We start from the raw sequence: 25,991 nt of genomic DNA on the forward strand, positions 1-25,991 counted from the left end.
GGAAACACCCGATGCGTCGTGTCTGGCTCTTCCTGCTTGCCGTGCTGATAGGTCTCCTCCCGCAAACCCTTCTGATGGGCACCGCGCACGCGGCCACCGTCACCATCCCCAACGCCACCCAGTTCACGGACACCACAGGTGCCGTCGTGCACGCGCACGGTGGTGGCGTCATCAAGGTCGGCTCGTACTACTACTGGTTCGGGGAGAACCGCAACGAGGACAACTCATTCCGGTACGTGTCCGCGTACCGCTCGACCGATCTGAAGACCTGGGAGTTCCGGCGCCATGTCCTGACCCAGGCCAGTGACCCTGAGCTCGCCTCGGCCAACATCGAGCGCCCCAAGGTCATGTACAACGCGTCCACCGGCAAGTTCGTCATGTGGATGCACAAGGAGCTGGCCACCGACTACACCCAGGCCCGCGCCGCCGTCGCCGTCTCCGACACCGTCGACGGCGACTACACCTACCAGGGCAGCTTCCGCCCGCTGGGCCACATGTCCCGCGACATCACCGTCTACACGGACGACGACGGCACCGGCTACATGATCTCGGCCGCGCGCGAGAACCGCGACCTGCACATCTACCGCCTCAGCCCCGACTACCTCACCGTCGAGACCCGTGTGCAGCTGCTCTGGCCCGGCCAGCTGCGCGAGGCCCCGGCCCTGTTCAAGCGCAACGGCGTCTACTTCCTGCTCACCTCCGGCGCCACCGGCTGGCGGCCCAACCAGCAGATGTACGCGACCGCCTCCAGCATCACCGGCACCTGGAGCGCCCTGCAGAACGTCGGAGACGCCACCGCGTACGGCTCGCAGACCACGTTCGTCCTTCCCGTCCAGGGCAGCACGGGCACCGAGTACCTCTACATGGGTGACCGTTGGGGCAACTCCTTCAACCAGAACGTCAACGCCTCGAAGTACGTCTGGCTGCCGCTGGAGTTCCCCACCGACACCACGATGACCATGGACTGGTTCGCGCAGATCAACATCGACACCGCGGCCGGGAAGGTCGACGGCGTCGGCGGACCCTGGGAGACGATCACCGCCCGCCACAGCAACAAGTGCCTCGACGTCCCCAGCCGGTCCCAGGACGACGGCACCCAGATCACCCAGTACACCTGCAACGGCGGCATGAACCAGGCATGGTGGTTCAAGGACATGGGCAGCGGATACGTCCAGGTCGTCGCCCGGCACAGCGGCAAGTGCCTCGACGTGGCCAACAACTCCACCGCCGACGGCAATCCGATCATCCAGTGGACCTGCGGCACCGGCAGCAACCAGCAGTGGCAGCTCCAGGACGCCGGCGACGGCTGGCTCCGCCTCGTCTCACGGCGCAGCGGCAAGTGCCTCGACGTGTTGGACAAGTCCACCGCCGACGGCGCCAAGCTCATCCAGTGGGGCTGTGGCAGCGGAACCAACCAGCAGTTCAAGCGCGGCGCCTGATCACGCGCGCAGCCCTCACGTTCCTGCCCGCGGCCCCGACCGGACTTCTCCGGCCGGGGCCGCGGCACGGGATACCGGGTCGTTCCGCGAGCGATCGACGCCGGACGCCCGGCGGCGCCCGGCGAACGCCCTCACGACCCCAGGATCGACGCCAGGAACTCCCCGGTCCAGCCCAGCAGATCCCGCCCGACCAGCGGCTTCCCGCCCACCTTCGCCGTCTTCGGGCGCGGCACCAGCACCTGGTGCGCGGCCGGCTTGATGACGGTGCCCGGGTACAGCCGCTTCAGGCGCAGCTCCTGCGACTCCCGCAACTCCACCGGCGCGAAGCGGATGTTGGTGCCCTGGAGGACGATCTCGCCGACGCCGCAGGCACGGGCGAGCATGCGCAGCCCGGCCACCAGCAGCAGGTTCTCCACCGGCTCGGGCAACTTGCCGTAGCGGTCGACGAGTTCCTCGCGCACGGAGGCGATGTCGGCCTCGGTGTTCACGGAGGCGATGGCCCGGTAGGCCTGGAGCCTCAGCCGCTCGCCCGGCGCGTAGTCGTGCGGGACGTGCGCGTCGACCGGCAGCTCGATCTTCACCTCGAGCGGCGGCTCCTCCTCGATCCCCCCGGTCTCCAGCTGGCGCCGGTAGTCCGCGACCGCCTCGCCGACCATCCGCACGTACAGGTCGAAGCCGACGCCCGCGATGTGCCCGGACTGCTCGCCGCCGAGGAGGTTGCCCGCGCCCCGGATCTCCAGGTCCTTCATCGCCACGTACATGCCCGCGCCCATCTCGGTGTGCTGGGCGATGGTCGCCAGACGCTCGTGGGCCGTCTCCGTCAGCGGCTTCTCCGGCGGGTACAGGAAGTAGGCGTAGCCCCGCTCCCGGCCTCGGCCGACCCGGCCCCTGAGTTGGTGCAGCTGCGACAGGCCGAAGGTGTCGCCGCGCTCCACGATCAGCGTGTTCGCGTTGGAGATGTCGATGCCCGACTCCACGATCGTGGTGGAGACCAGGACGTCGAACTTCTTCTCCCAGAAGTCGACGACGACCTGCTCCAGGGCCTGCTCCGACATCTGGCCGTGGGCGGTCGCGATCCGCGCCTCGGGCACGATCTCCCGCAGCCGGGCCGCCGCCCGGTCGATGGACTCCACCCGGTTGTGGATGTAGAAGACCTGGCCCTCGCGCAGGAGTTCACGGCGGATCGCCGCGCCGATCTGCTTCTCCTCGTAGGGACCGACGAAGGTCAGGACCGGGTGGCGCTCCTCCGGAGGCGTCGTGATCGTCGACATCTCGCGGATGCCCGTGACCGCCATCTCCAGCGTGCGCGGGATCGGGGTCGCGGACATCGTCAGCACGTCCACGTTGGCGCGCAGCTTCTTCAGCTGCTCCTTGTGCTCGACGCCGAAGCGCTGCTCCTCGTCGACGATGACCAGGCCCAGGTCCTTGAACTTGGTCTCGGAGGAGAACAGGCGGTGGGTGCCGATGACGATGTCGACCCCGCCCTCGCGCAGGCCCTCCAGGGTGCCCTTGGCCTCGGTGTCCGTCTGGAAGCGGGACAGGGCCCGGACGTTCACCGGAAACTGCGAGTACCGCTCGCTGAACGTGCCGAAGTGCTGCTGCACCAGCAGGGTCGTCGGCACCAGCACCGCCACCTGCTTGCCGTCCTGGACGGCCTTGAAGGCGGCCCGCACCGCGATCTCCGTCTTGCCGTAGCCGACGTCGCCGCAGATCAGGCGGTCCATCGGGACCGTCTTCTCCATGTCCTCCTTGACCTCGGCGATCGTCGTCAGCTGGTCGGGCGTCTCGGCGTACGGGAAGGCGTCCTCCAGCTCCCGCTGCCAGGGCGTGTCCGCGCCGAACGCGTGACCGGGCGCCGCCATCCGGGCGGAGTACAGCTTGATGAGGTCGGCGGCGATCTCCTTGACCGCCTTCTTCGCGCGCGCCTTGGTCTTCGTCCAGTCGGCGCCGCCGAGGCGGTGCAGCGTGGGCGCCTCGCCGCCGACGTACTTGGTGATCTGCTCCAGCTGGTCGGTGGGGATGTAGAGGCGGTCGCCGGGCTGGCCGCGCTTGGCGGGGGCGTACTCGACCACCAGGTACTCGCGGGTCGCGCCCTGCACGGTCCGCTGCACCATCTCGATGTAGCGGCCGACGCCGTGCTGCTCGTGGACGATGTAGTCGCCCGCCTCCAGGGTGAGCGGGTCGATGGTCTTGCGGCGGCGGGCGGGCATCCGGGCGCCGTCCTTGCCGGCCGCCTTCTGGCCGGACAGGTCGGTCTCGGTGAGGACCACGAGCTTCAGGGCGGGGTCGATGAAGCCGTACTCGATCGAGCCGCACGCCACATGCACGACCGACGGGGAGATCTCCCCCAGCTCGGCCTCCAGCCGGGCCGGGACGCCCTCGCCGCCGAGCACCTCCACCGTGCGGGCGGCCGGGCCGTGGGCCTCGGTCACGAACACCGTGCGCCAGCCGTCGGCCAGCCAGCCCTTGGTGTCGGCGAGCGCCTTCGCGGTGTCGCCGCGATAGCTCTCGGGGGCGTGCATGCCGAGCTTCAGGGTGTCCGCGTCGAGCTCTTCGTCGGCGGCGAACGGCGACACCGACCACCACATCATGTCCAGCTCACGGGCCCGGTCGCGGACGTCCGCGATGGACCACAGGGAGGCCGCGCCGACGTCGATGGGGGCCTCGCCGCCGCCGGCCGTGGCCGCCCAGGACGCCTGGAGGAACTCCTGCGAGGTGGCCACCAGGTCCGCCGCGCGCGTGCGCACCCGCTCCGGGTCGCACACGACCGCCATCGAGCCCTTCGGCAGGACGTCGATCAGCAGCTCCATGTCGTCTACGAGGACCGGGGCGAGCGACTCCATCCCCTCGACGGCGATGCCCTCGGCGATCTTGCCCAGCAGTTCGCCCAGCTCGGGGTGGCGTTCGGCGAGGTCGCGGGCGCGGGCGCGCACGTCGTCCGTGAGGAGGAGCTCACGGCAGGGCGGGGCCCACAGGCCGTGGTCGGCCACCTCCAGCGATCTCTGGTCGGCGACCTTGAAGTACCGGATCTCCTCGACGTCGTCACCCCAGAACTCCACCCGCAGGGGGTGCTCCTCGGTGGGCGGGAAGACGTCCAGGATGCCGCCGCGCACGGCGAACTCGCCGCGCTTCTCGACCAGCTCGACCCGGGAGTACGCGGCTGCCGCCAGCGCCTCGACCGTACGGTTCAGATCAGCCGTCTCGCCGGTGCGCAGGGCGACCGGCTCCAGGTCGCCCAGGCCCTTGACCTGCGGCTGGAGGACCGATCGGATCGGGGCGACCACCACCGACACCGGGCCCGTCTCCGGGTCGTCCGGACGGGGGTGCGTCAGCCGGCGCAGCACGGCCAGGCGGCGGCCGACGGTGTCGCTGCGCGGGCTGAGGCGCTCGTGCGGGAGGGTCTCCCAGGCCGGGTACTCCACGACGCCGTCCGGGGGCAGCAGGGAGCGCAGGGCCGCCGCCAGGTCCTCGGCCTCGCGGCCCGTCGCCGTCACGGCGAGTACGGGGCGGCCGGCGTCGCGGGCGAGGGCCGCCACGGCGAAGGGGCGGGCCGCCGGGGGGCCCACCAGGTCGATGTGGGTGCGGTGGCCGTCGGACGCCGCCCTGATCGCTTCCGCGAGGGGGGCGTCCTGGACTACGGCGTCTAGCAGGCCGTGGAGGCTCATTCGGGGCGTTTCCCGTCCGGGTGGGCAAGGTGGGAGGGCTGGTGGGTGCGGGTGGCTCGGGGCTGCTGGGGCAACACGAACGCCCGGACTCGTGTGAAAGGCCGGGGGTGTCCAGGGTACGACGAGCGGTGCGGGGGGTGCGGGCGGGTTTTGGTCTCGCCCCCGTCCCATCCTGAAGGGGCTGCGCCCCTTCGACCCCCAGGCGTCCGTCCGGTGGGGGCCGGTCGCGCAGTTCCCCGCGCCCCTGAAAAAAGCGGGGCTGCGCCCCGGCTTTTTTCAGGTCCGCCTAGTCTCTATGGGCATCCTCCGCCTCCATCCGAACGTGAGTCCCCATGCCCTCGTCGAGCACTCAGCCCCCGGCACTCGCACCGGCGCCTGTTCCGGCGGCGGCTTCGGTGCCGCCCCGTGGCCGGCGGATCTCCCTCGCGGGCCGGGAGCCGTATCTGATCGCGTTCGGGCTGTTCGTGGCGTACGCGGTGGTGTCCGTCGGGCGGTATCTGCGGCTGGGGACCCGGTCGTACGACCTGGGGATCTACGAGCAGGCGGTGCGGGCGTACGCGCACCTCCAGGCGCCGATCGTCGAGCTGAAGGGGCCCGGCTACAACGTGCTCGGGGATCACTTCAGTCCGGTCACCATGCTGCTGGCGCCCCTCTACCGGGTGTTCCCCACCCCCATCACGCTGCTCGTCGTCCAGGCGGCGCTGTTCGCGCTGTCGGCGGTGCCGGTGACGCGGGCGGCGGTCCGGGCGCTGGGGCGGGCCCGGGGGCTCGCGCTCGGGGTCGCGTACGGGCTGTCGTGGGGGCTGCAGAACGCCGTGGACTTCGACTTCCACGAGATCTGTTTCGCGGTCCCGCTGATCGCGTTCTCCCTGGAGGCGCTGCTCCGGCACCGATGGCGGGCGGCACTGCTCTGGGGCCTGCCGCTGGTGCTGGTCAAGGAGGACCAGGGGCTGACCCTGGCGGTCGTGGCGGCCGTCGTCGCGCTCCGGGCCCGGCGGCACGGCGCGTCCCGGGTGGTGCCGTACGCCGTCGCGGTCGCCTCGTTCGGCGCGGTCGCCACGCTGCTCGCCTTCACCCTGATCATCCCGTCCTTCAACACCGCCGGTGCCTCCGACTACCTCACCAAGGTCGGCGGCGCGAGTCCCCTCGACGGCCTGGACGTCAAGATCCGTACCGTCCTCTGGCTGCTGATACCGACCAGCGGACTGCTCGCCCTGCGCTCCCCGATCCTGCTCGCCGTGGGGCCCACGCTGGGCTGGCGGTTCGTCTCCGCCGACGACAACTACTGGGGCACGGCCTGGCACTACAGCGCCGTCCTGATGCCGATCATCACCCTCGCGCTCGTCGACGCGCTGCCGGCCGCCCGCCACAGCCCCAGGCCCTGGCTGCGCTCGTACGCGCTCCAGCTGCCCGCCGCCGTCCTCGCGGCCTCGCTCGCGCTGACGACGGCGCTGCCGATGGCCAACCTGACCAGGGCCGACGCCTATCGGGTGCCGGACCACGTCAAGGCCGTGGACCGGCTGATCGCCACGATCCCCGACGGGGCGACCGTCGAGGCCAACGTCGGCCCCATCGCCCGGCTGACCTCCCGCTGCCGGGTCTTCTGGATCGGCCGGACCAAGGGCCTCGCCCCCGACTACATCGTCTTCAACAACAACTCGCGCTGGGTGAAGGACGTCCCCGCCTTCGCCCGGCAGCTGCATCCGCACGACACGTACGTCCTGCGGGGTGTCATCCAGGGGTATGTGCTCCTGAAGCGCGCCGCTCCCGCCGCCGACGAGCCCGCGTCGCCTTGAGCACGGGTGGAGCCCGGCGCCCGGAAGCCTCCGCTTCCCGACGCCGGGCTCTCCCCCGTTCCCCCGTGTCCCCGTTCCCCCGTGTCCCCCGTGGTCGGTGGCGGCCGGTGGCCGGCTACTCGGTGGCGATCGCGTTCAGGACGTTCATACGGCCCGCCCGGAACGCCGGGACCAGCGCGGCGAACAGGCCCACGAAGGCCGAGCCGATGAAGACCCCGATGATCGTCGGCCACGGGATGTCGAGGACCTTCAGGCCCTCCAGGGCGAGGAGCTGCTGCGCGGTGGCGCCCCAGCCCATGCCCAGCCCCAGGCCGAGGAGCGCGCCGAAGAGGGCGATGACGACCGACTCCAGGCGGATCATGCGGCGCAGCTGACGGCGGGAGAGGCCGATGGCCCGCATGAGGCCGATCTCCCTGGTCCGCTCGACGACCGACAGGGCCAGCGTGTTCACCACTCCCAGGATCGCGACGATGATCGCGAGGGCGAGCAGGCCGTAGATCATGTTCAGGAGCTGGTCGATCTGTCCCTTCAGGGCCTCCTTGTAGTCCGTCTGGTCGCGGACCTCGTACTGCGGGTAGTCGTGCAGCGCGGTCTTGAGGGACGTGTACGCGGCCGCGTCCTGGCCCTCCTTCGCCGAGGCGAAGAGCAGCTGGTCCAGCGGCATCTTCTCGGCGGGGACGTACTTCGCCATCGTGTCGATGGAGGTGTACATGGCGCCGGCGTCGATGACGACGTCGCTGCTGGTGATGGCGCGGACGGTCAGGTCGGCCGTGCGGCCGTCCTTGAAGGCGACGGCGATCTTCGAGCCGAGCCGGATGTCGTGGTCCTCGGCGAACTTCTCGTGGACGGACATCGAGTCGGGCTTGTAGGCGTCCGGCAGCTTGCCCGCGACGACCTCGGTGGCGAGGTCGGTGGCGTAGCTCGGGTCGGCGGCGGTGATCGCCGTGTCCTTGAGCGTCCTGCCGTCGGGGGTGGTGAAGTCGGCCTGGGTGTACTTGTACTCGGTGACGCTCTTGATGCCGTCGGCGGAGCGCGCGGCCTCGACGGCCTGCGGGGTGATCAGCTGGCCCGTGTCGGACTGGATGATGAAGTCGGTGCCGACCGTCTTGTCGAGCTGGTCCGTGGCTGAGGCGACCATGGAGGAGCCGACGACGGAGAGGCAGGCGACCAGCGCGAGACCGATCATCAGGGCGGCGCCGGTGGCCCCCGTACGGCGGGGGTTGCGCAGCGCGTTGCGCTCGGCCATCCGGCCCACGGGTCCGAAGGCCCGTAGGACGACCGCCCCCAGCACCCGCACCACCGCGCCGGCCAGCAGCGGGCCGATGACGACGAAGCCGATGAGGGACAGGACGACCCCGCCGCCGAGCCACATCGAGCCCTCGCTCGCCTTGTCGGCGGCGGAGGCCAGGTACAGGCAGTAGCCGCCGGCGCCGGTCAGGAGCAGTCCGATCACGGCCCGGACGAGGCCGGCCTTGGCGTCCAGCGGGGCGCCGGCGTCGCGCAGGGCGGCCATCGGGGAGACCTTGCCGGCGCGCCGGGCCGGGACGTACGCGGCGAGGACGGTGACGACGATGCCGAGGAGCAGGCCGACCGCCGGGGTGGTCCAGGCGACGGTGAGGTCGTCGGTGGACAGGTTCATGCCGGTGGCGCTCATCAGCTTCATCAGGCCGATGGCGAGGCCGACACCGCCGGCGACGCCGAGGATCGAGCCGAACACCCCGAGGAGCAGGGCCTCGACGAGGACCGACCGGTTGACCTGGCCCCGGCTGGAGCCGATGGCCCGCATCAGGCCGATCTCTCGGGTCCGCTGGGCGACCAGCATCGAGAAGGTGTTGATGATCAGGAAGATGCCGACCAGGAAGGCGATCCCGGCGAAGCCGAGCATGGCGTACTTCATCACGCTCATGAACTCGCCGACGTCCTTGGCGTTGGCGTCCGCGACCTCCTTGGCGGTCTGCACCTTGTAGCCGGCGCCCAGGTCGGCGGCGACGTTCTTCTTCACCTGCGCGTCCGTGAAGCCGTTCGCGGCGGTGACGTTGACGTTGGTGTAGACGCCGGTCTCGCCGACGAGGGTCCGCTGCGCGGTCTCGGTGTCGAGGTAGAAGATCGCGGCGCCCGGGTTGGTGACCTGGAAGTCGGCGATGCCGGAGATCTTCGCCTCGTGCGTGCCGACGGCGCTGATCACACCGATCTCGTCGCCGAGCTTCAGCCCGTGCTTGTCGGCGGTGTCCGCGTCGACCATGATCTGGTCGGGCCCGCGCGGCGCGTTGCCGGAGGAGATCTTCATGGTGCGGGCGTCGTTGGCGTTCCAGTTGCCGACGATGGTCGGGGCGCCGCTGGTGGGCGAGAGGTTGTCCTTGTCGGCGTCGACGACCGTGACCGAGGTCGAGAAGACGGTGCCCTCGGCCGACTTCACGCCGTCCGCGCCGGCCACCTGGTCCACGACCGACGCGGGCATGACCGGGGGCTTGCCGTTGTCGGACTGGGTCTCCCCGCTGTCCGAGGCGCCCTTGGCGCTGACCGTGACATCGGAGGAGGTGGCCGCGAACAGCTTGTCGAACGTGGTGCCCATCGTGTCGGTGAAGACCAGGGTCCCCGTCACGAACGCCACCGACAGCATGACCGCGATGGCGGAGAGCGCCATCCGTCCCTTGTGCGCGAAGAAGTTGCGCATCGAGGTCTTCATGACACTCATGACGTACGCCCCCGCGCGTCGAAGTCCTTCATGCGGTCCAGCACGGCCTCGGCGGTCGGCTTCAGCATCTCGTCGACGATGCGGCCGTCGGCCAGGTACAGCACCCGGTCCGCGTACGAGGCGGCCACCGGGTCGTGGGTGACCATCACGATGGTCTGGCCCAGCTCGTCGACCGACCTGCGCAGGAAGCCCAGCACCTCGGCGCCGGCCCGCGAGTCCAGGTTGCCCGTCGGCTCGTCACCGAAGATGATCTCCGGCCGGGCGGCGAGGGCGCGGGCCACGGCGACGCGCTGCTGCTGGCCGCCGGAGAGCTGCGTGGGCCGGTGCCTGAGGCGGTCGGAGAGCCCGACGGTGTCGACGACCCGCCCCAGCCACTCCTTGTTCGGCTTCCGTCCCGCGATGTCCATGGGGAGGGTGATGTTCTCTATCGCGTTCAGCGTGGGCAGCAGGTTGAACGCCTGGAAGATGAACCCGATCCGGTCCCGGCGCAGCTGCGTGAGCTTCTTGTCCTTGAGGCCGGTGATCTCGGTGTCGTCGAGGTGGATCTGGCCCGAGGTCACGGTGTCGAGTCCGGCGAGGCAGTGCATGAGGGTGGACTTGCCGGACCCCGACGGGCCCATGATCGCGGTGAACTGGCCCCGCGCGATGTCCACGTCCACGTGGTCGAGGGCGACGACGCGGGTCTCACCGGACCCGTACGCCTTGACGACCTGCCGCGCCCGCGCGGCAACGGCCGTAGTCCCTCCAGTACCCCCGTGCCTGGTGATGGTCACAGCCGATGTCACGGTATGTCTCCTAAGTCGGGCAGCGGATGCTGCTGGGTCGCCCTGTGCGTAGCGGCGTGCCGTGCGGTACGCGGCGTGCCGTGCGGTACGTCGATGAGTCTGGTCCCCGGAGGGGGTCCGGCGCGCTGGTGCCCAGCGCAGTCTTCTGCTGGGGAAAACCCCACCCCCACCGCTCCGGTGCACCGCCCCCCAGCGGCGTAAAGCCAGGTTAAGGACGGGAGGCCCGCCGTCTCGTCCTCCGGCGGTACGAACCCGCCCCCGGCCGTAGTACGGAGGTACCCCTAGGGGATCTCGCCCACCGGGAGGAGACGGCCTCGGGGTTCCCCTCCTCCTTCCGGTGCGACCAGGCTGCACCCTGCCGTGGCGTCAGGGTCAATGGCATGGTGGTCGGCGGCGGATAGGTGCAAGGGGAAGGCATCCGGTGGAGGACAGACGAGCCGAGGGCGGTCCGGCGGAGAGTGCGAGAGCCGTCGCACCGGACTCCGTGCCGCGCACCGGGTCCGGCCGCCGGCGAGCCGTCACCGCCGCGCTGATGCTGGCCATGGGGCTGGCCGCGCTGGACGCCACGATCGTCTCGATCGCCGTACCGCAGATCGTCGCCGACCTCGGTGGTTTCTCCGTCTTCTCCTGGCTCTTCTCCGGCTATCTGCTCGCCGTCACCGTCACCCTCCCCGTCTACGGCAGGCTCTCCGACACCTTCGGCCGCAAACCGGTCCTCGTCGTGGGCGCGGCCCTGTTCCTGCTGGGCTCGCTGCTGTGCGCGCTGGCCTGGAACATGGCCGCCCTGATCGCCTTCCGGGTCGTCCAGGGCCTGGGCGGCGGCGCCCTCGCGGGCACGGTGCAGACGCTGGCGGCGGATCTGTATCCGCTCGAGGAACGGCCCCGGATCCAGTCCCGGCTGTCCACGGTGTGGGCGGTGTCGGCGGTGGCGGGCCCCGGAGTGGGCGGGGTCCTCGCCGCGTACGCGGACTGGCGCTGGATCTTCCTCATCAACCTGCCGCTCGGCGCGGTGGCGTTGTGGCTGCTGGTCCGTCATCTGCACGAGCCGCCGAGGGAGTCGACGGGCGGCCGGCCCCGGATCGACTGGGCGGGCGCGGGGACGATCCTCGCCTGCGGCGGGGCCCTGCTGACGGCGCTGGTGCAGGGCGGGGTGGCCTGGCCCTGGCTGTCCTGGCCGTCGATCACCCTGCTGGGTACGGGACTCGCCCTGATCGGCGTGCTGGTGCTGATCGAACGCCGGGCCGCCGAGCCGATCATCCCGGGCTGGGTGTGGCGCCGGCGCACGATCGTGGCGGTGAACCTGGCGCTCGGCGCGCTGGGTCTGCTGATGGTGGCGCCCACGGTCTTCCTGGCGACGTACGCGCAGTCGGTGCTGGGGCTGGCGCCGGTGGCCGCCGGTTTCCTCGTCTCCGTCTGGACGCTGACCTGGCCGCTGTCGGCGGCGCTCAGCCAGCACGTCTACCGCCGTATCGGCTTCCGGAACACGTCGATCCTCGGCATCACGGGTGCGGCGCTCGTGCTCTTCGCGTTCGCCTTCCTCCTCCCGTACCCCGGCGAACCCTGGCAGCCGACGCTGTTGATGCTGTTGCTGGGTGCCGCGCTGGGGCTGTTCCAGCTGCCGCTGATCATCGGTGTGCAGGCGTCGGTGCAGTGGGAGGAGCGGGGGACCGCCACGGCCTCCATCCTCTTCTGCCGCCAGACGGGCCAGACGCTGGGCGCGGCGGTGTTCGGCGCGGTCGCGAACGGGGTGCTGGCGTCGCGCCTGGGCGGCTCGGGAAACCTCGACGCCGTGACTCACGACCTGGGTTCCGGCCCGGCCCCCGAGCCGGTCCGCGAAGCGATCGCGGACGCGGTCCACACGGTGTACCTGGGAGCGGGCTGCGCGGCGGTGACGGCCCTGCTGGTGCTGCTGGTGGTGGCGCCTCGGAGGTTTCCGGTGCTGAAGGGCTGAGCGGACGAAGAAGCGGGCCCTGCCAGGAATCCGGCAGGGCCCGCTTCTTTCCGCTGCGACCGGTCAGTTGCGCGGCTCGGTCGGCACGATTTCCCAGGTCACCGCTTCACCCGACCTGATCGTCATCCGTCCTGAGGGAAACTGAAGCACGGCTCCAGAGGTCTCCGCCATCTCGTTCGTTGTCTCCGAGAAGGCGACGATCTCATCGAGACCGGGAGCCCCGATCTCGTCGATCCGCTCGTACCGCCACGACTCGGCGGGCCAGCACCAGTCCGGCAGGTCGGGCCACCGGCCCGTCGAGACCTTCAGCGTCCAGTCCGTGCCGCTGGAGAGCACCACGGAGCCACCGTCGGCAAGCAGCAGTTCGATGCCCTCGGCAGAGGGAACACCAGTGGGCCCTGCGGCGGCCCCGCCCCCCGCCGCATCTTCCTCAGCGACATAGCGGATCGCCCGCGCGGACGTCACCCGCTGTCCGGCGTGTGGTGTCGCCATCTCTCGTCCGTCCACAATCATTCCTTGCACTTGCACGAATAGGGCTTGGCGTCCTGGAACCAGCCGTTGGGTTTCCCGTCCATGGGGAACATGGTGACGAACTGCCCGTCGCCCTTGGTCACCAGCAGGTCCTTCCCTCTCCGGTAGAAGAAGTAGTCGTTGCCTCCGCCGTTGTTGGGGTTCCAGGGACCTTGCCGTACCTCGTCATGGGAGCCGCGCACCTCCGAGATCTTGTCCCGGAACCACTTCCGGGCCGAGGCGTCGCCAGGGTTGAGCCCGTAGTCCTGCGCGTGCTTGCCCCACTTCTTACCGAACTGACCTTCGTTGATGTTCAGTTCCGGCCCGCAGTCGCTGTTGTGGACCAGAACGGGGGTCTTCCCGGCCAGCACGTAATACGTGTGCAGTTCCGCGACCGTGAAGTTGTACGTGCGGGCGTGCCGCTCGAAGGCGCGGTTGGCGGTGACGGCGACCGTGTCGCCCTCGTCGGTCCGCAGGGTCATGCCCGGCCGGAGGTCGCGTGCCTCGATCCAGTCCCGCTCGGACGGCGACCAGAAGGGGTGCTCGTGGGTCGCCGTGAGCTTCTCGACGCCGTCCTCCGTGGCGATGGACAGCTCGTTGAAGTGCTTGTCGTCCTCCGTGACGATGAGCCGGGTGACCTCACGGGCGCCTGTCTCGCCCGTCTCCGGGTCGGTGGCCAGAACCTCGTCACCGACCTCGACATCCTCGATGTCCTTGGTGGACCCATCGGCCATGAGGACATCGGTGCCGGCGAGGAAGCACTGGGTGCAGCCGATCTTCGGCGCGTCCGCTTCCTTGGCCGCCTTCTTGCTGGTGTTCTTCACCAGCTTCTTGGCCAGTGACTTGAACACGCCTCCGAAGCCGGTGAGCCAGCCCAGCACCTCGGCCGTGTCGTCGCCCGCGTCGTACGCCTGGGAGTCTTCGTCGACGCCCTTGCCCTCGACGAAGTCGTCGTACATGTCGGTGGCGCCGCTGCAGTCCTCGAACCAGCAGCCGGGGCTGAACTCTGACATGGCCTCGATGCCGGAGAGGACGTTGTGGCCCGCGCCCGCCAGGAAGTCCTTGAAGGATCCCTCGGCTCTCGGGTCCTCCGGCTCCTTGTTGTCGCAGATGCCGTAGTTCCGCTGGATCAGCGAACAGTTGCCGCCCCCGCCCGACGAGGAGGCGTAGTTGGCGCTGCCCATCGTGGACATGCCGCCGGAGCCGCTGGAGCCGGAGGACCTGTTGCTGACGTAGTTGCTGTACGCCACGATCAGCGGGACGACGGCCACGATCAGCGCGATCAGGGCGAAGAAGAACTTGCCGTCCGGGTCCGCGAAGGTGACCGGGTTGTTGTTGCTGTAGGCGTAGCCGTTGATCTGCTGCGGGTCCTTGAGGTCCGCGACCGGGTCGACGCTGAGGAACCGGCCCGTGGTCGGGTCGTAGTCGCGGGCGCCGAGGTGGGTGAGGCCGGTCGGGTCCTTGATACCGCCCACGAAACCGCGTTCGCCGACCCACGCGGGGGCAGCGGTGCCCCGGTCCTCGCCGAACGGCTTCGTCTGCCGCCGGGTGACCCGCTGCGTGGCCGCGTCGACCTGGACGTTGGCCGTGCCGTTGTGGTCACCGGCGATCCAGGACAGACCCGCCGTGGTGCGCACCGCGACGCTCTCGGCGCCGTGGGTGTAGTAGCGGGTGGCGGACACGGCGCCACTGGTCCTGTCGAGCCGCAGCTCGGTCTCGCCCAGGTAGAGGGTCGTGCCGGTGGCGTCGCGGCGGATGAGCCGGTTGCCGTCGGCGTCGTTGAGGAATTCCGTGGTGGCCTTGTCCGCCCCGGTGACCTTCTCCAGGCTGCCCTCGGCGTTGAAGTCGAGGTCCTGGGTCTTGCCGCCGACGGTCCTGAGGTCGGTGTTGCCCGCCTTGTCGTAGGTGTAGCCGGTGGTGGCGGTGACCTTGCCGTCCTTCTTGGTCTCGGTGGAGGCCAGGGCGTGCGGGCGGGTCTGGTCGGCCGTCTTGTAGACGTACGACGTGGTCTCGGCAGTCAGGTGGTCGGTGGCCGTCTTGCGGTTGCCGGCGCTGTCGTAGGTGAACGACTGCCAGTACTTGCCGGGGCCGCCCACGTCGGCCGTGGCCGGCGTGGTGGCACAGTCGGCCGTGGCCGTCCAGGCGGACTTCAGACGGCGGTGGCCGTCGTAGGTGAAACACTGCCGGTCGCTGGGGCTGGTGGCCTTGTCCTCGATCTCGACGGGGTTGCCGGCGGGGTCGTAGCGGTAGTACACGTCCGCGTCGGTGCCGGTGTGGGTCTCGGAGACCACGTTCTGGCGGGCCAGCCGCTTGGTGCCGGTCTCGTAGGACCGGTTGATCTCGGTCCAGTCGGCCGCCGAGGAGACGCCCAGCGTGGTGCGGATCTGCTCACCGGCGGGGAGGTAGTCCGTGTTCTGGACGATGCCGGTGAGGCCCTCCAGGGTGTCCGGCATCCGCTGCTCGGTGTAGCCGTACTTCAGGACCTCCTGCCCGAGGCCGCCCATCGCGGGGATGGTGCGCTTCTGGAGGGTGCCGTCGAGGTTGTAGGCGTTGGCGATGGTCCAGGTGCCGTTGGCACCGGACAGGGCACCTTCGCTCTTGCTGATCGTGTACTGCTCGTTCAGGACCCGGTAGACCTTGTCGTACTTGGCGTTGGTGAGCGCGTACACGCTGCCCGCCTTGCCGCCGACGTACCGGATGGCCGAGGTGAGCCGGCCCTTGGCGATCGAGTCGTACGTCCAGCGCGCGAGGTACTTGGCGTCCTCCGGCGCGGGCGCGCCGTTCACCACCGGGACCTTGCCGTCGAGCTTGCCGGTGGTCCGGCCGAGCAGGTCGTAGGTGAATCCGATGGACTTCTGCCGGGCGTCGGTGGCCGCCACGACCTGGTCGAGGTCGTTGTACTCGGACGTGCTGGCGCCCGCGTCGGGGTCCGAGGTGCTGGTCTGCCGGCCCAGCAGGTCGAAGCCGTACGACCAGGCGTTGCCGTCGTCGTCCTTGACGGAGGTGAGCCGGTCGGCGTGGTCGTAGCCGTAGGAGAGGCGGCTGAAGGAGCCGGTGGCCTTGTTGCCGTCGTACTCCAGCTTCTCGGTCAGCCGGCCCCGGGCGTCGACCTTCTCGCGTACGGCGGGGGCACCGGTGGGCGGCTCCACGGTGGTGGTGTCGCCGGTGTAAGTGTGCGTGGTGCGGGAGAACTCCTTCTCGTTGGTGAGGATCTTCTCGATCACCGGCCGCCCGGCGCCGTCGTACACCGTCTCCGTACCGGCCGGGGCCGCCGTCAGCAGGTCGGCGAGCTTGCCGGAGGGCGCGGTGGTGTCGATGTAGTCGGCCGACGAGGACACGGCGAGGCCGCGGGTGTCGTACTTGGTCTCGGTGATGACCCGGCCGGTGCCCGAGGCGGCGGGTGTCTGGGTCTGGCGCGGCCGCAGCAGCGCGTCGTAGATGGCGTACTCGGTGCGGTAGGTGGTGCCGTCGTTGTTCAGCGACTTGGTGGCGACCCAGGACGCGTCCGTGTTCTGGATCTTGTACTCGAACTTGTGCGTGGGCGACTGGTCGGCGCCCCGGTCACGGTCGGCGAGCCACACGTCGGTGAGCCGGCCGAAGGCGTCGTACGCCAGTTCCGTACGGTTGCCGTTCGGGTCGACGGTCGCGGTCCGCACACCCCAGTCGGGCGCGTACTCGGTGGTGGTGGCGTGGTCGAGGGCGTTGATCTCCGTGAGCTTGGTCAGCGGGCCGCCCGCGGCCGGGGTGTACTCGGCGTGGTTGGTCCGGGTGCCCTTGGTGTCCCAGCTGTCGGTGAGCCGGCCCAGCGCGTCGTACTTGGCGGTGGTGACGGTCTGGAGCTGGGCGGTGCCGTCGGCGGCGTAGCCGGTGACGCGCTCCTGTCGGGTCGAGTCGCCCTTCGTCGGCGCCTTCCCGTACGCCTGCCCGTCGTACGACACCCGGACGTCCGAGATCACGTCGGTCGTCTTCGGGTCGTTCGTTCGTTTCGGGGTGGCGTCGCAGCCGGTGGACACACTCTCCACCCGCTTGGGCAGGGACAGGATCCATGCCGTCTCGTTGACGGCGTACTCCGTGACGACGCAGTCCTTCTCGCCCGCCGCGTCGGTCTCCTCCTTCAGGGCGAGACCGCTGGTCGGGTCGTACGTCGTGGACTTGGTGGAGGTCAGCGTGGTGCCGCCGGCCACCGGGGTGCGGGTGACCGTGGAGGCGGTGCGGACCAGGTACGCGTTGACCGTGCCGTAGGAGTGCTTGTCCGTGGCGGTCGTGCGGGACCAGGGGGTGTTGATCGTGCCGCTGGTCTCGGCGCCGTCGACGCCGTTGTACGTGATCTGCTCACGGGCCTGGCCGGCGAACTGCTCGGAGTCCGTGACCTCCTTGCCCGTGGAGTCGGTGACCGTCTCCTTGCGGGTGGTGTCGCCGGACTGCTTGTCGCCGTCCATGCCCCGGTAGTAGAGGGTCGTCGACTTCGAGCGGGTGCCGGAGGGCTCGCCGGTGGTCGTGGTGACCTTCTGGTAGCCGCGCCAGATGCCCCAGGTGCGGTATTTCGCCTGGGTGATGGGCGACTCGTCGTCGTACGCCCACGCGCCGCCGCCGCTGTAGGTGTAGTCCGTCTGCTTCAGCGGGGCGCCGCCGTAGGGGTCGGACTCGGTGACCTGGGTGACGACGTACTTGTGGAAGAAGTCCGTGCGCGGCTTGGGGTCGGTGCCCGGCGTCGGGTTGGACGGCGGGATCCACTTGACCGGGTAGCAGCGGCGGGTGTTGGAGTCCAGGTCGGAGGGGACGTCCGAGCCGGCGACGCAGTCCTCCTTGGAGTAGTTCACCGTCAGCTTGGAGCCGGTCTCCGAAGTGACCGTACGCACGCGCCACTTGATGAAGGGGGCGACGTCGTCGCCGGTGCGGTCGACGCGGTTGTGCAGCTGGACGCCGCTGAAGGTGACCGAGGGCAGGGAGGCGTCCCCGCCGACCTTGCCGGTGCGCTTGATGGAGTCCAGCCACAGGCCGGCGTCCGAGCCGTCGCCCGGGTCGGGGAAGGTCTGCCCCAGGTGCCAGGCGTTGACCGCGCGGTAGTCGCTCTCGGCGCTGCCCGCGCCGTCGTACACCTGGGTGGTGACGTCGGTCAGGCGCTTGCGGGTGAAGAACGACGGGCTGGGCTGGTCGGTGCAGGGCTTGTCGGCGGCGCAGATCTGGTCGAACGGCACGTCCGGCCAGGCATTGCGGTTGGACGAGGTCAGCGAGCCGCAGCTCTCGCCGCCGGAGACGGGCAGACAGCGCTCGGCGACGGTGAACTTCACCCGGGCCGCGGCGGGCTGGGTGGTGGAGAAGACCGTGTCGGTGCGCTGGCCGTAGTCGATGCGCTTGAGCCAGCCGCCGCGCACGTACTCGGTGCCGTTGCCGGTGGTGCCGTTCTTGGCGTAGTGGTTGAGCTCCTTGTCGTACCAGTACGTCATGACGTTGCCGTGCGGGTCCACGACGTAGTCGAGATTCCACCGCCAGGCCTGCGTCTTGGCGCGCCCGGAGAAGGAGTCACCGGAGGAGTACCCGGGCTCGCCGGAGTCGTCACCGAAGACCGGCAGCGTCCACACCGAGTTGGTCTCCGCCTTGCCCGAACTCCAGCCGGGCAGGCGGTTCTTGCCGAAGACGTACTGGGTGCCGTCGGTCGCGGTGACCGTCCAGAACTCGCCCTTGTCGCCGCTCTCCCCGGCGTCACCGTCGTCGCCGTTGACCGCGCCGGTGTCATGGACGACCCGCTCGCCGTCGTCGCTCTTGGGCCGCCACTTGCCGCCCTCCTTCACCAGGGGCGTGGACTTGCCGTTGAGGACGAGGGAGGCGTTGTCCTCCTTCCAGCACTGGTCGTACTTCTTGTCCTGGCCGTCGTCCTCACAACTGCCGTACGCCCGCTCGACGTACGAGGTCGACAGGTCGAAGCCCTCACCGATCCACGACGGCTGCGCGCTGGTGGAGGAGGTACGGCCGTCCACGCTCTGCGCGGAGTAGCCGATGGACAGGTTCGGCGCCGGGCCCGCCGGGGCCGGCGGGGTCTCCAGGGGGTAGTTCCAGGTGAAGTCACCGTTGGAACCGCCGGCCGACCAGGTCGACGAGGCCGCCAGCGGCGTCGCCTCGTAGGTGCCCTGGTCCGAGCCGGCCGCGGCGGACAGCGCCAGCACCATCGCGGCGGGCCTCGCGGCCTGCGCCGTCCTGGTCTTCGAACCGGCCGCGGCCGACTTCGGGGTCGTGAGCTGCGCGGTGACCGTCTCGGCCTCACCGTCGTTCTCCGACGCCACCGGAGTGGTCTTACGACACTCCGCCTTCTCCGGCGTCGTCAGCGCGCACGCGGGAAGCTGCACGAGACGCAGCCGGGAGGACCAGTTGCCGCTGTAGGCGTCGGCGAAGGAGCTGTAGTCGATGGTGGCGCCGATGCTCGCGGCCCCGGTCCCGCCGTCGGCACGGGCGACCGTGAAGACGAGGCCGTCGATGCCGAGTCGGCCGGTGGTCTTCCGGTCGAGGACGCGGACCCTGGCCTCGTCCGGGGCCTCGGCGGCCTTCGCGGACCCGGCGGCGGCCTTCGCGGCCTTCACCGCCTTGGCACTGGGCTGGGCGAGCGTGATGGGCAGCCCGGCGGCCTTGACCGACTTCTCGCTGTTCTCCGGCGGCAGATCGACCGTCACCGCCGACGCCCCCGGCCACGTCACCTTCGCGCGGGCCTTGGCGAGCGTCTCGCGCGCGGCGGCCTCCGTCGGGTCCTTGACCCTGGTGACCTTCGGGTCGAACGGCCGGGCCTTGCCGTACTTCGCCTTCTGCAGGGCGGTGTGGTCGCGCTCGTCGTCGGCGGCGAGGGCCGGTGCGGCGCTGAGCAGTGTGGCGACGATCGCCGTGGACACGGGCAGAACGACGGACGCCAGTCGGCGTCGGCCCGCCCTGCTCCATGCCCAGCTTTTGGGCAGCAGTGAGCTGTTCCTGGACAACACGTGGGGAGTTCTCCCGGATCGTGGGACGAGGGTGTGCCGGGCCGGTGGCCCGGCACACCGCTGGAAGAGGAAGGAGGCGGTCGGCTACTCGATCGGCACCGGCGGCTCGTCGACCGTCGCCAGCTGGGTGATCTCCGCGTCGGAGAGCACGCCCGCGTAGACGCGCAGGTCGTCGAGGCGGCCGGGCAGCGGGTTGCCCCACTCGCCGTTGTCGTGGCGGCGCGAACCGCCGACCATCAGGGGACCGGCGGGCTGGTAGGTGTCCTCGCTGAGCACACCGTCCTCGTCGCCCTGCCGCTGCCCGGAGACATACAGCTTGATGGAGCTGTTCACCGAGTCGAAGACGGCGACGACGTGCACCCAGCCGCCGGGCGCGTTGACCTCGTCGGAGGTGACCGTGGCGGCCGGGCCGAGCAGGACGTCCGTCTCGTAGCGCCCGAAGTTCCAGTCGCCGACGCTCTGGCCCTCCGGCTGCCGGTACCAGAGGCGGAAGGAGTTCCGCTCGGCGCCCGGGTGGGAGAAGACGGTCGGCGAGTGCGCGATGGAGGTGTTCTCCAGCCGCGACTGGGCGGCCAGGTCGACCCAGCCGGCCAGGGTGTAGCTGCCGGACTCGTCCAGGGACACGGGCGAGGTGGCCCGCGAGTACTGGGCGGCGTCGAGCTCCAGGACGCTGCCGTGGGCGGGATCGTCGGTGGTGGCGAAGGCCGCGCCCTGTTCGAGGGTCAGGCCGTGCCCCCGGCCGGTGGCGTCGGCGGCGACGGTGCCGGAGGTCTCGTCGAAGCCCCAGTTGGCGAGCAGCGCGGGCTGCGTGTGCCCGGTGGCCGGGTTCTCGGCGTTGGCGACGGCGCCCATCTCGTTGTCGAAGACGACCCGGTTCCAGACCTGGATGTGGTCGAGGTCGCCCTCGAACCACGAGGAGTACCGGCCGCTCGCCTTCATCCGGCCGACCTCGAAGGTGCCCTTGGCCGCCCACGGGGTGGTGAACTCGGTGGCCGCCTGGAGCTGTCCGTTGACGTAGAGCCGGATCTGCTTCTTGTTGTGGTCGTAGACGCCCATGACATGGGTCCACGCACCCACCACGGGCGGCTTCTTGGACTGGGCGCGCACGATCACCGGCTCGTCGGCGTCGGTCGCGTACCGGTTGAAGACCCAGCGGTCCAGCGACTGCGAGAAGTACAGCTGGAAGGCGCCCGCACGGGTGCCGCTCTGGGTGGCCACGGTGGAGATGTGGTCCTTGGAGGTCAGCCGCACCCAGCCGCCGACGGCGAAGCTGTTGGTGGTGTCGAGCACGGAGGCCGCGGTGACCCCGCCCTGTCCGCTGACGTTGGCGGTGCGCAGCGCGCCGCCGAGGCGGGCCTTGTCCGTCCAGGTCGTCGACGTGAGGGTGAGCGTGCGGTTGTTGCCGGAGGAGTCCGCGGCGGTGGTGCCGCCGCCCTCGTCGAACTTCCAGCTCGCGACCGGGTCGGAGCCCTTGGCCACGCGGAACTGGTAGTCGGCGTGCGGGCTGGCGTTGCCCGCCCCGTCGTAGGTCTGCACGCGCAGGGTGTTGGTGAGCCGCTTGTCGGGCGCGGCCTCGATCTCGTACGTGGGGGTGTTGGCGGTGAACGACTTGCTGCCGAGCTTCACGCCGTTGAGCCACCAGTCGTAGCGGCGGACGTCGCCCGCGCCGCCCTCGATCTTGAAGCCGGCGGTCATGCCGACGCTGCCCAGCTCCGGGTCGGCGGCGTCACAACTGGTGCCCGCGCACTCCCGGTAGACGGTCGAGGAGACCTTCGGCAGCAGTGGGCCCTTGGAGTCCACCGTGAAGTAGCAGTAGCCCGACCACGGCCCGTAGAGGGAGTGGGTGTCGCCCTTCCAGGTGTACTTGTACTCGGTGCGGGCCCGGAACTTGTACGTGACCTTCTCGTCCAGGGTCGCGGTGACGGAGGTGCCGGCCGTGCCGCTGTCCGTCCAGGTGGTCGGCTTCAGCGAGGTCGCCGTCGTCGAAGTGCCCTTGTACAGCTCGAAGTTGGGGCGCAGCGAGGCGTTGGAGGCATCGCTCGACGTGGGCGTCGCGGTCAGCCGGGGCGTGGCGTCCCGGATCTGCGCGGGTGCCGAGGAGGCGGAGCAGGCGATCTTCGGGTCGGACATCTTCACCGAGGACGGCTTGCTGTCCGGCGGGGTGACGTAGGTGATGGACAGCCGGGGCTTGCGCGCGGAGGTGGCCTCCGGGTCCAGCGGCGACATGAACTGCTTCCAGGCGATCGGGTCGCCCTCGTCGGCCCGCAGACCGAGCGTGGTCAGCGTGTCCTTCGCCTTCGCGGTGTGCGCGACGGCCGCGGTGGCGTCGAACTCGATGTCACCGTCCTTGCAGTCCGCGGAGTGGCCCTTGGCGGCGGAGACCGTGTCGACCTTCGCGTGCCACTTGAGCGACCTCTCCTGCGAGTTCCAGGTGGTGGACGAGGAGATCTGGCTGGTGCGGTACAGGTCGACGTCGCGCTTGTCGCAGTTGGCCGACCAGATCGCGTACGCCGTGAAGGTGGCGTCGATGATCTTCTTGCCGGCCACCCTGCGGGTGTCGAACTGGAACAGCGAGCGGGACTTCTTGTTGTCCACGTACGCGTCGTAGCCCACACCGAGGGCGTGCTTGGTCTTCCAGAAGCTGGTGCCGGGCGAGTCCGACCACAGCGCGGTCCAGCCCGTCAGGGTCGCCTTGACCGCGGGCGGGTCGATGACCACCGGGTAGGTGGTGGCGGTGTCGGTCAGGAAGTCCCGGTCCGGGACTACGGTCAGGGTGTCGTCGGTGAACGCCGTGTCCATGACGGCCGTACGGGAGGTGGCGTCGACGCCGAGGGAGTCGGCGACGGCCTCGACGGTGGCCGAGGGCGACGCGGGCGCGGACTTCCTCCCGGTGGCCGGCACCGACGACGAGGCCTTCCTGGCCGCGGTGTTCGCGGAGGGCGCGGCCCCGGTGCCCGCGTCCCACATCAGTGCCGAGCCGCTGGAGACGACCGCGTGTCCCGAGGCGTCCACGAACGAGGCCGCGCCGGAGTCGTCCGTGCGCACGGAGAGCCCCTCGGTCTCGACGGGGAAGGTCACCTTCCGCAGGGCCGGGTCGGCGGCGGCCTCGCGGCTGTGGACGACCAGGTGGTACGTGAAGCCGTCGGGGTGGGCCTGCACGGCGAGGTCCACGTCCGGGAGCACCGAGCGGTACACGGCCGACGAGCCGTCGACCTCCGGTTCCGGCAGCGCCCACGGGGACGACACCGCGTACTCCTTGCCCGCCAGCACCATCCGGGCCAGCGGTTCGTCGGTGCCGCCGCCGGAGAAGCGGATGTCCTCGGCGGCGCGCGGCGCGAGGCCGCCGTCCGGCCCGGCGACGAGGGTCGTGTCGATGTCCGTCCACGCGCCGTCCTTGCGGACGCGTTCGGGCGACGTCGCCGTCTCGGCGGTGAACGTGCCGTCGGGATTGGCGACGACCCTGCTGGTCGACGACGTCAACTCGTCGACAGCGACGGGCTTTCCGGATGCGACGGCCCGCTCGGAGGCGCGCGCCTCGGCCGTGGCGGCCGGCAGCTCGTCGTCCTCCCAGAAGTCCTTGCCCCGTGCCCCGTCGTCGGCCGTGCGGCCGGTGTTCCCCGTGTCCTGATCCGTGCCCGCCGCCTGCACCGGCGCGGCCTGTACGCCGGCGGCCAGCACGAGCACCGCGGCAGCGACGGTCATCGCTCCGCGCATGGCTCGACTGCGACTGTGTGGTCGCACTCTTCCCCCCGCTTTTTTATTTTTTGGTTATTCGTTGGTCGAAGGGAGGGTAACCAGTGCCGTTTTGTTGACCAAGTGGCGATCGGTGAGGCACATCTCACACACTGCACACAGCAAGCCCACAACTCCCTTCTGACCCTCGTTCAAAAAACCTGAGTTAATCCCGGTAACACCCCAGGTCAGCGGCAGATCCTCCAAGTAAGCGCATACCGACCGATCAGTTTGCGGAAAGCCTCGCGCTTCGCCGAACCCACGAGTAGCGTTCACGCCCGCCCCCCTCCCTGCGGTCCGCACCCGGACCCGAGCCGCGCAAGGAGACCAAGGGATGACCGACCCGTACTCGTCACCCCCGCACCGATCGCCGTACCCGCCGCCCACCTCGTCCCCCTCGTACCAGACCTACCCCTGGGCCCCCCGGGAACCAGAACCTCAGCCGACGTCAGACACCCCCCGACATCCCTCCCTCGGTCACCACAGCGACCTGCGGGTGCTGCGCGGCGCCTACCGCTGGCAGCGGCGGGTGGCGACACTGACGGCCCTCGGCTACTTCGTGCTGTTCCTCCTGCTGTCCGCCTTCTCCCCCTCGTTCATGACGGGCGAGGTCAGCGGCGGACTCTCCGCGGGCCTGCTGCTCGGCCTCCTCCAGGTACCGGTGACCTGCCTCGCCATCTGGCTCTACGAGCACACCGCCCGTCTGCGCGTCGACCCACTGGCCGACCGCATGCGCGACCTGGCCGCGGTCGACGCGAGGCGGGGGACCGTCCGATGAACCTCGGCACCACCATCGTCCTCACCGCCGGCGCCCCCTCGACCACGGCCGCGGGCGGACTCGCCGAGTTCAGCGGCTCGGCACGGGCCATGTCGCTCGTCGGCTTCACGGCGGTCGCCACCATCACGCTCCTGCTGTGCGTGATGACGGGCCCCGACCGGGACGACCTCGACGAGTTCTACACCGGCTACGGCTCGCTCTCCCCCATGCGCAACGGCCTCGCCATCGCCGGCGACTACATCTCGGCGGCGACCGTGCTGGGCACCGGTGGAGTGATCGCCCTCTTCGGCTACGACGGTGTCGTCCTCGCCCTGAGCACCGCCCTGTCCCTGATGCTGCTGATGTTCCTGCTGGCCGAACCCCTGCGCAACGCGGGCCGGTTCACGATGGGCGACGCGCTCGCCCGGCGGATGCCCGGCCGCTCCGTACGCATCGTCGCCTGCGTGGTCACGATCGCCGCGCTGATGCCGATGATGCTGGTCCAACTCGCCGGTACCGGTGACCTGTTGGCGTTCATCCTCGGCTTCTCCAACGCCAGCCTGAAGACCGGTGTCGTGGTGGTCGTCGGCGCCCTGATGATCGGCTACGCGGCGATCGGCGGCATGAAGGGCACCGCCCTCATCCAGATCCTCAAGATCGTGATGCTGCTCGGCTCGGGCGCGCTCGTCGCCGTGCTGATCCTGCACAAGTTCGACTGGGACCCCGGCCTGCTGCTCGGCGCGGCGGCGGAGAAGAGCGGCGTCGGCACCGGCTACCTCAGCTCCGGCCTCCAGTTCTCCGGCGGCCCGTACCCCGAACTCGACATGATCAGCGCCCAGTTGACGGTCGTCCTCGGCGGTGCCTGCCTCCCGCACGTCACCATGCGCATGTACACCGCGAACAGCGCCCGCCAGGTCCGCCGCTCACTGTCCTGGGCGGTCCCCTCCGTGGCCCTCTTCGTCGTGATCATCTCGGTGATCGGCTTCGGCGCGACGGCCCTGATCGGCCGTGAGGTGATCGCGGCGGTCGACCCCCAGGGCAACACGGCCTATCTGCTGGGCTCGATGGCGGCGTTCGGCACGGAGGTGTCCACGGCGGAGACACTGCTCCTCACGACGGTGACGACGGCGGTCTTCCTGACGCTGCTCGCCTCCGTGGCCGGCATGATCCTCGCCTGCGCCAACTCCCTCGCCCACGACGTCTTCGCGGCCCACGCGACCAGGCCGCTCACGCCCCGCCGCGAGATGACGATCGCCCGGCTGTCGGCGGGCGCGGTCGGCGTCACGGCGATCGTCCTCGCCACGATGGTCCAGCACCGCAACCTCCAGCCCCTGGTCACGCTCTCCTTCTGCCTGGGCGCCTCCGCCATCGCGCCCGCCCTGGTCTACGGCCTCTTCTGGCGCCGCTACACCCGGCGGGGCCTGATGTACACCCTCGTCGGCGGCACCCTCTCCGTCCTCGTCCTCATGACCGGCACCAACCTGGTCTCCGGCTCCCCCCACTCCGCCTTCCCCGGGGCCGACTTCAACTGGTTCCCCTTCACCACCACGGGCCTGCTCTCCATCCCCCTCGGCTTCGCCTTCGGCTGGCTGGGCACGGCCCTCTCCGGCCGCACCGAGGCGGAGGAACACCGCAGGCAGTACGAGGCGGTGGAGGGCTGGATCCTGGCAGGCGCGACAAGAAGGGGCGACTGACA

11 protein-coding genes are annotated in these 25,991 nt (G+C 70.2%); 5 read left to right on the forward strand and 6 right to left on the reverse strand.

What is annotated here, in order from left to right:
* The first annotated feature begins 11 nt into the window (after positions 1-11).
* Positions 12-1,439 (forward strand): RICIN domain-containing protein, encoded by a 1,428-nt coding sequence (locus ACZ52C_RS16745; RefSeq protein WP_329895476.1) that lies wholly within the window; start codon positions 12-14, stop codon positions 1,437-1,439.
* 131 nt (positions 1,440-1,570) lie between these two features.
* Here the strand turns inward: ACZ52C_RS16745 and mfd are convergent, their stop codons facing one another.
* Positions 1,571-5,104: a transcription-repair coupling factor gene (mfd, locus tag ACZ52C_RS16750; RefSeq protein WP_469075420.1), complete on the reverse strand. Its 3,534-nt coding sequence runs from the start codon at positions 5,102-5,104 to the stop codon at positions 1,571-1,573.
* A gap of 332 nt (positions 5,105-5,436) precedes the next feature.
* Between mfd and ACZ52C_RS16755 the strand changes: the two genes are divergently transcribed.
* A complete protein-coding gene (locus tag ACZ52C_RS16755) occupies positions 5,437-6,900 on the forward strand; it encodes a DUF2079 domain-containing protein (RefSeq protein ID WP_469075421.1) in 1,464 nt (487 codons plus the stop codon).
* Positions 6,901-7,015: 115 nt separating this feature from the next.
* Here the strand turns inward: ACZ52C_RS16755 and ACZ52C_RS16760 are convergent, their stop codons facing one another.
* The gene (locus ACZ52C_RS16760; RefSeq protein ID WP_469075422.1) at positions 7,016-9,595 is read right to left on the reverse strand and encodes an ABC transporter permease; all 2,580 of its coding nucleotides are present in this window, start codon (positions 9,593-9,595) and stop codon (positions 7,016-7,018) included.
* The gene (locus ACZ52C_RS16765; protein WP_086802756.1) at positions 9,592-10,380 is read right to left on the reverse strand and encodes an ABC transporter ATP-binding protein; all 789 of its coding nucleotides are present in this window, start codon (positions 10,378-10,380) and stop codon (positions 9,592-9,594) included. Before ACZ52C_RS16765 ends, ACZ52C_RS16760 begins: the two co-directional genes overlap by 4 nt.
* 484 nt (positions 10,381-10,864) lie before the next feature.
* On the opposite strand from ACZ52C_RS16765, the gene ACZ52C_RS16770 reads away from it, so the two are divergent.
* The gene (locus ACZ52C_RS16770; protein WP_469075749.1) at positions 10,865-12,331 is read left to right on the forward strand and encodes an MFS transporter; all 1,467 of its coding nucleotides are present in this window, start codon (positions 10,865-10,867) and stop codon (positions 12,329-12,331) included.
* A 63-nt stretch (positions 12,332-12,394) separates the two neighbouring features.
* Here the strand turns inward: ACZ52C_RS16770 and ACZ52C_RS16775 are convergent, their stop codons facing one another.
* The 3 genes from ACZ52C_RS16775 to ACZ52C_RS16785 form a co-directional block, all read right to left on the reverse strand.
* Positions 12,395-12,796, reverse strand: a complete 402-nt coding sequence (locus ACZ52C_RS16775) for a hypothetical protein (RefSeq protein ID WP_469075423.1) — start codon at positions 12,794-12,796, stop codon at positions 12,395-12,397.
* Between the two features lie 44 nt (positions 12,797-12,840).
* Entirely contained in the window at positions 12,841-19,719 is a 6,879-nt protein-coding gene (locus tag ACZ52C_RS16780; protein ID WP_469075424.1) for a polymorphic toxin-type HINT domain-containing protein, read from the reverse strand.
* A gap of 171 nt (positions 19,720-19,890) precedes the next feature.
* Positions 19,891-23,508, reverse strand: coding sequence for a LamG-like jellyroll fold domain-containing protein (locus ACZ52C_RS16785; protein WP_469075425.1), 3,618 nt, complete (start codon positions 23,506-23,508; stop codon positions 19,891-19,893).
* 364 nt (positions 23,509-23,872) lie between these two features.
* Between ACZ52C_RS16785 and ACZ52C_RS16790 the strand changes: the two genes are divergently transcribed.
* Together ACZ52C_RS16790 and ACZ52C_RS16795 are read left to right on the forward strand one after the other, a co-directional pair.
* Complete coding sequence (locus ACZ52C_RS16790) at positions 23,873-24,316, forward strand: DUF485 domain-containing protein (protein ID WP_469075426.1); 444 nt, start codon at positions 23,873-23,875, stop codon at positions 24,314-24,316.
* An 89-nt stretch (positions 24,317-24,405) separates the two neighbouring features.
* Positions 24,406-25,989: a sodium/solute symporter gene (locus ACZ52C_RS16795; RefSeq protein WP_469075750.1), complete on the forward strand. Its 1,584-nt coding sequence runs from the start codon at positions 24,406-24,408 to the stop codon at positions 25,987-25,989.
* Positions 25,990-25,991: the final 2 nt, after the last annotated feature.

This window comes from Streptomyces sp. NPDC034049 (genome assembly GCF_055575575.1).